The 5157-nt window shown below is 68.9% G+C and carries 6 protein-coding genes; all 6 read left to right on the top strand.

The window, feature by feature from the left end; genetic code table 11:
• On the top strand, positions 1-379 hold a 379-nt coding region (gene whiA, locus PROKR_RS28820), incomplete at its 5' end, for a DNA-binding protein WhiA (RefSeq protein WP_084800758.1).
• 273 nt (positions 380-652) lie between these two features.
• Positions 653-1657: a type I glyceraldehyde-3-phosphate dehydrogenase gene (gene gap, locus PROKR_RS28815; RefSeq protein WP_036970916.1), complete on the top strand. Its 1005-nt coding sequence runs from the start codon at positions 653-655 to the stop codon at positions 1655-1657.
• Positions 1658-1783: 126 nt separating this feature from the next.
• Positions 1784-2983 (top strand): phosphoglycerate kinase, encoded by a 1200-nt coding sequence (locus tag PROKR_RS28810; RefSeq protein ID WP_036970913.1) that lies wholly within the window; start codon positions 1784-1786, stop codon positions 2981-2983.
• A 130-nt stretch (positions 2984-3113) separates the two neighbouring features.
• Positions 3114-3884 carry a triose-phosphate isomerase gene (tpiA, locus tag PROKR_RS28805; protein ID WP_036970910.1) on the top strand — a complete coding sequence of 257 codons (771 nt, stop codon included), beginning with the start codon at positions 3114-3116 and terminating at the stop codon, positions 3882-3884.
• Between the two features lie 435 nt (positions 3885-4319).
• Entirely contained in the window at positions 4320-4562 is a 243-nt protein-coding gene (secG, locus tag PROKR_RS28800) for a preprotein translocase subunit SecG (RefSeq protein ID WP_020014806.1), read from the top strand.
• Between the two features lie 54 nt (positions 4563-4616).
• Positions 4617-4979, top strand: a complete 363-nt coding sequence (locus tag PROKR_RS28795) for an RNA polymerase-binding protein RbpA (RefSeq protein ID WP_051109404.1) — start codon at positions 4617-4619, stop codon at positions 4977-4979.
• The last annotated feature ends 178 nt before the right edge of the window (positions 4980-5157 follow it).

Below are 5157 nucleotides of genomic sequence, written 5' to 3'. Positions count from 1 at the left end.
ACCCGAGACCCTGAAGGTCTGGGAGGAGCGGCGCGAGCGCCGCGAGGTGCGCGGCACCGCCAACCGGCTGGCCAACTTCGACGACGCCAACCTGCGCCGCTCCGCCCGGGCGGCCGTGGCCGCCGGAGCGCGCGTCCAGCGGGCCTTCGAGATCCTGGGCGACGAGCTGCCCGAGCACCTGCGCCAGGCCGGTGAGCTGCGCCTGGCCCACAAGCAGGCCTCGCTGGAGGAGCTGGGCCGCCTGGCCGATCCGCAGCTCTCCAAGGACGCGGTGGCGGGCCGGATCCGCCGTCTGCTGTCGACGGCGGACAAGCGCGCCCTCGAGCTGGGCATCCCGGACACGGAGGCAGGGCTGTCCGCCGACCTGCTCGATCTGTGATCCGATTCCGTGGGATCCGTTTTTGTGGGAAAGGACAGAACCTGGAGTTCCAGGCTGTCCGGCTCGGGTCACGGATCGGCACGGTTCGGGTATAGGCTCGAAATCGTCAGGTGACGACGCCGTGACCATCGCGTTTCCCCTTCGGGTCGTCGCGGGGTCGCGGTGCCCGGAAACCCCCTGGCAACGCACTGGTCCGTCGGGCATCGACGACAGTGGCGTCAGATACAAGGAAACGTGTGCGCCGGGACGGCCGGCGCCCCTGAGGAGGGCATTGTGACCATCCGCGTCGGCATCAACGGCTTCGGCCGTATCGGCAGGAACTTCTACCGGGCTCTCGTGGAGTCGGGTGCGGACATCGAGGTCGTGGGCGTGAACGACCTCACCGACAACAAGACGCTCGCGCACCTGCTCAAGTACGACACGACGCTGGGCCGCTTCGGCAAGTCGGTCGACTTCGACGACGAGAACATCATCGTGGACGGCAAGAAGATCCGTGCGCTCGCCGAGCGCAACCCCGCCGACCTCCCCTGGGGCGAGCTGGGTGCGGACATCGTCATCGAGTCCACGGGCTTCTTCACGGACGCCACCAAGGCGAAGGCGCACATCGACGCCGGTGCCAAGAAGGTCATCATCTCGGCCCCGGCCAAGAACGAGGACGCGACGTTCGTCATGGGCGTCAACCACGAGCTGTACGACCCGGCCGCGCACAACATCATCTCGAACGCGTCGTGCACCACGAACTGCCTCGCCCCGCTGGCCAAGGCGCTGAACGACTCGATCGGCATCGAGCGTGGCCTCATGACCACGATCCACGCCTACACGGGTGACCAGAACCTGCAGGACGGCCCGCACAAGGACCTGCGCCGTGCCCGCGCCGCCGCGCAGAACATCGTCCCGACCACCACGGGTGCCGCCAAGGCCGTCGCCCTGGTGCTGCCGGAGCTGAAGGGCAAGCTGGACGGCTACGCCCTGCGCGTGCCGGTCATCACCGGCTCGGCCACGGACCTCACCTTCGAGGCGTCGCGCGAGGTGACCATCGACGAGGTCAACGCCGCCGTCAAGGCCGCCTCCGAGGGCCCGCTCAAGGGCATCCTGGAGTACGTCGAGGACGACATCGTCTCCTCGGACATCGTGACCAACCCGCACCAGAGCATCTACGACGCGAAGCTCACCAAGGTGATCGGCAACCAGGTCAAGGTCGTCTCCTGGTACGACAACGAGTGGGGCTACTCGAACAGCCTCGTGAACCTCACCGTGTTCGTCGGCGAGAAGCTCTGACAGCTCTCTCGGAAGCGTGAACTCCGACGTCCGCGTGCGCATCGGCCAGCCGGCGCACGCGGACGTCGTCATGTACGGAACCTCGACCGGCCTCTCCTGGCGGCCGGTCCCCGACCTGGAGTGCTCATGAAGACCATCGACTCCCTCGGCGACCTGCGCGGCAAGCGCGTCCTGGTCCGCTCCGACTTCAACGTGCCGCTGGACGGCAAGACCATCACGGACGACGGCCGCATCCGCGCCGCGCTGCCCACGCTGACGCGCCTGGCCGACGCCGGTGCCCGCGTCGTCGTGCTGGCCCACCTGGGCCGCCCCAAGGGCGCGCCGGACCCCCAGTACTCCCTGGCCCCCGTCGCCGCCCGCCTGGGCGAGCTGCTCGGCCAGGACGTCCCCCTCGCGCAGGACCTCGTGGGTCCGTCCGCGAAGGCCACGGTCGACGCCCTGGCCGACGGCCAGGTCGCCCTCCTGGAGAACGTCCGGTTCGACGCCCGCGAGACCTCGAAGGTCGACGCCGAGCGTGCCGAGCTCGCCGGTGAGCTGGCGCAGCTCGCCGACGCGTTCGTGTCGGACGGCTTCGGTGTGGTGCACCGCAAGCAGGCCTCGGTGTACGACATCGCGCAGGTGCTGCCCGCCGCGGCCGGCGACCTGGTCCTGAACGAGGTCGAGTCGCTCTCGAAGGCGACCGGTGACCCCGAGCGTCCCTACGCCGTCGTGCTCGGCGGCTCCAAGGTCTCGGACAAGCTCGGCGTCATCGCGAACCTGCTGACCAAGGCGGACCGCCTGCTCATCGGCGGCGGCATGGTCTTCACGTTCCTGGCCGCCAAGGGCCTGTCGGTGGGCAACAGCCTGCTGGAGAACGACCAGATCGAGACCGTCAAGGGCTACCTGGCCACGGCCGAGGCGAACGGCGTCGAGATCGTGCTGCCGGTCGACATCGTCGCTGCGGACTCGTTCGCCGCCGACGCCGCGCACCGCGTGGTCGCGGCCGACGCGATCCCGGACGGCACCATGGGCCTCGACATCGGCCCCGAGTCCGGCAAGCTGTTCGCCGGCAAGCTGGCCGACGCGAAGACCATCGCCTGGAACGGCCCCATGGGCGTGTTCGAGTTCGAGGCGTTCGCCGACGGCACCAAGGCCGTGGCCCAGGGCATCATCGAGGCGACGACGGCCGGCGGGTTCTCCATCGTGGGCGGCGGCGACTCGGCCGCGGCCGTGCGGGTCCTCGGCTTCGACGAGGCCGGGTTCAGCCACATCTCGACCGGTGGCGGCGCGAGCCTGGAGCTGCTCGAGGGCAAGGAGCTCCCGGGCCTCACGGTGCTCGCCGACTGAGCCGAAGGCGCACCGCCAGGAGCAAACCGCAGACTCAGGCGGAAACAAGCACCGCCTGAGTCCCACACGCTGACCTGACGTACCTCCGAACAGAAAGAAGAAGCACGTGGCTACCACCCGCACGCCGCTGATGGCGGGCAACTGGAAGATGAACCTGGACCACCAGCAGGCGATCAGCACGGTCCAGAAGCTGTCCTGGACCCTGAAGGACGCCAAGCACGACTACGCCGCGGTGGAGGTGGCGGTCATCCCGCCGTTCACCGACCTGCGCTCGGTGCAGACGCTGGTCGACGCCGACAAGCTGGAGATCGTCTATGGCGCCCAGGACCTGTCCCGGCACGAGTCCGGTGCCTACACGGGCGAGATCTCGGGCACGATGCTGAACAAGCTCGGCTGCACCTACGTGGTCATCGGCCACTCGGAGCGCCGTGAGTACCACGCCGAGTCGGACGACGTCGTCAACGCCAAGGTGCGCGCCGCGTTCGCGCACGGCCTGACCCCGATCCTGTGCGTCGGCGAGGGCCTGGAGGTCCGTAGGGCGGGCAACCAGGTCTCGCACACCCTCGCGCAGGTCGAGGCCGCGCTGGCCGACGTGCCGAGCGAGCAGATCGCCAAGATCGTCATCGCCTACGAGCCCGTCTGGGCCATCGGCACCGGCGAGGTCGCCACCCCGGACGACGCGCAGGAGGTCTGCGGCGCGATCCGCCGCGTGCTGGGCGAGCTGTGCGACGAGAGCGCCGCGGCCGGCGTCCGCGTCCTGTACGGCGGCTCGGTCAAGTCGGGCAACGTCGCGCAGATCATGGCGCAGCCCGACGTCGACGGCGCCCTGGTGGGCGGCGCGAGCCTGGACCCCGAGGAGTTCGCGAAGATCGCGCGCTACCAGTCCCACGTCGTCGCCTGAGACCAGAGCGCAGCGCAGGGTGAGGGCCGAGGTACGAGGCACTCGCCCGGAGCGGAGCGGCGGTCTCAGGCGACAGAAAGCAGAGTCTGAGACCTGACCGCAGCGCAGGGTGAGGGCCGAGGTACGAGGCACTCGCCCGGAGCGGAGCGGCGGTCTCAGGCGACAGAAAGCAGAGTCTGAGACCTACCCCGCGCACATGTCAGACCCACAGGTCACGGGAGTGATCTGTGGGTCTGACACGTTCGGTCGTGAGACCGTCCCGCAACCTGCCTGAGGTACCCTCACTCGGGCGCGATGTTCCGCGTGCGACGTCTGATCCGGGTCCCATAAACCCCTGATCAGGGGGTTCGCACTGTGAGGTACGTCTCGCTTACTCTTGACCCGAATCCGCCGCCGGGAGAACGCCCGGCACATCTACAACCGAGGACGTGAACCGTGGACGCGCTCCGCATCATCCTGGAAGTCCTGCTGGTCCTGACCAGCGGCTTTCTCACCATGCTCATCCTGCTCCACAAGGGCAAGGGTGGCGGTCTGTCCGACATGTTCGGTGGCGGTATCTCGATGGGCGCCGGTTCGTCCGGCGTGGCCGAGCGGAACCTCAATCGCATCACAATCGCCTTCGCCCTCGTGTGGGCCGTGGTGATCGTCCTGCTCGGACTCATCCAGAAGGTCAGCTGACCCGGTCGCCAAGCGCCTAGCAGCTGACGGCCACACACAGAGGGGACGACAGACGTGGCATCAGGCGGTCATGCGATTCGGGGGAGCCGGGTAGGCGCCGGCCCTCTCGGAGAGACGGAGCGGGGCGACACCGCCCCGCGTGTCCGAGTTTCTTACTGGTGTGCCAACGGGCACGAGACAGCACCGAGCTTCTCGGTGGGCGAGGACGTCGAGGCCCCTGCGCAGTGGGACTGCCCGCGGTGCGGCTTCCCCGCCGGCATGGACCCGGTGAACCCGCCGAGTCCGGTACGGAACGAGCCGTACAAGACGCACCTCGCCTACGTGAAGGAGCGCAGGTCCGACGAGGACGGCGCCGCCCTTCTCGAGGAGGCGCTGGAGGCGCTTCGCGTCCGCCGTGGCGGCCGCGTCGCACGCTAAGAGACTTACACGCGGCGAAGTAGAACCGTCGCGAAATGGAACGGGAGCGGGACAAGAACCCTGATCAGGGTCTTCGTCCCGCTCCCGTTCCACTTCGCCCTGGTTCTACTCCGGCGAGGTGGCGCCGGCGGCGTCCAGGTCCAGGAGCCAGAGCGTCCGGGCCTGCCCGACGGCGCCC

The organism is Promicromonospora kroppenstedtii DSM 19349, from assembly GCF_000515355.1.
Lineage (GTDB): Bacteria > Actinomycetota > Actinomycetes > Actinomycetales > Cellulomonadaceae > Promicromonospora > Promicromonospora kroppenstedtii.
The sequence above is the reverse complement of the archived record's forward strand: the minus strand, read 5'-3'. Positions and strand labels throughout refer to the sequence as shown.

What these genes read in the sequence shown, in the direction of transcription:
- PROKR_RS28810 (WP_036970913.1), top strand. Translation starts at nt 1,784, where the DNA reads ATGAAGACCATCGACTCCCTCGGCGACCTGCGCGGCAAGCGCGTCCTG.
- tpiA (WP_036970910.1), top strand. Translation starts at nt 3,114, where the DNA reads ATGGCGGGCAACTGGAAGATGAACCTGGACCACCAGCAGGCGATCAGC.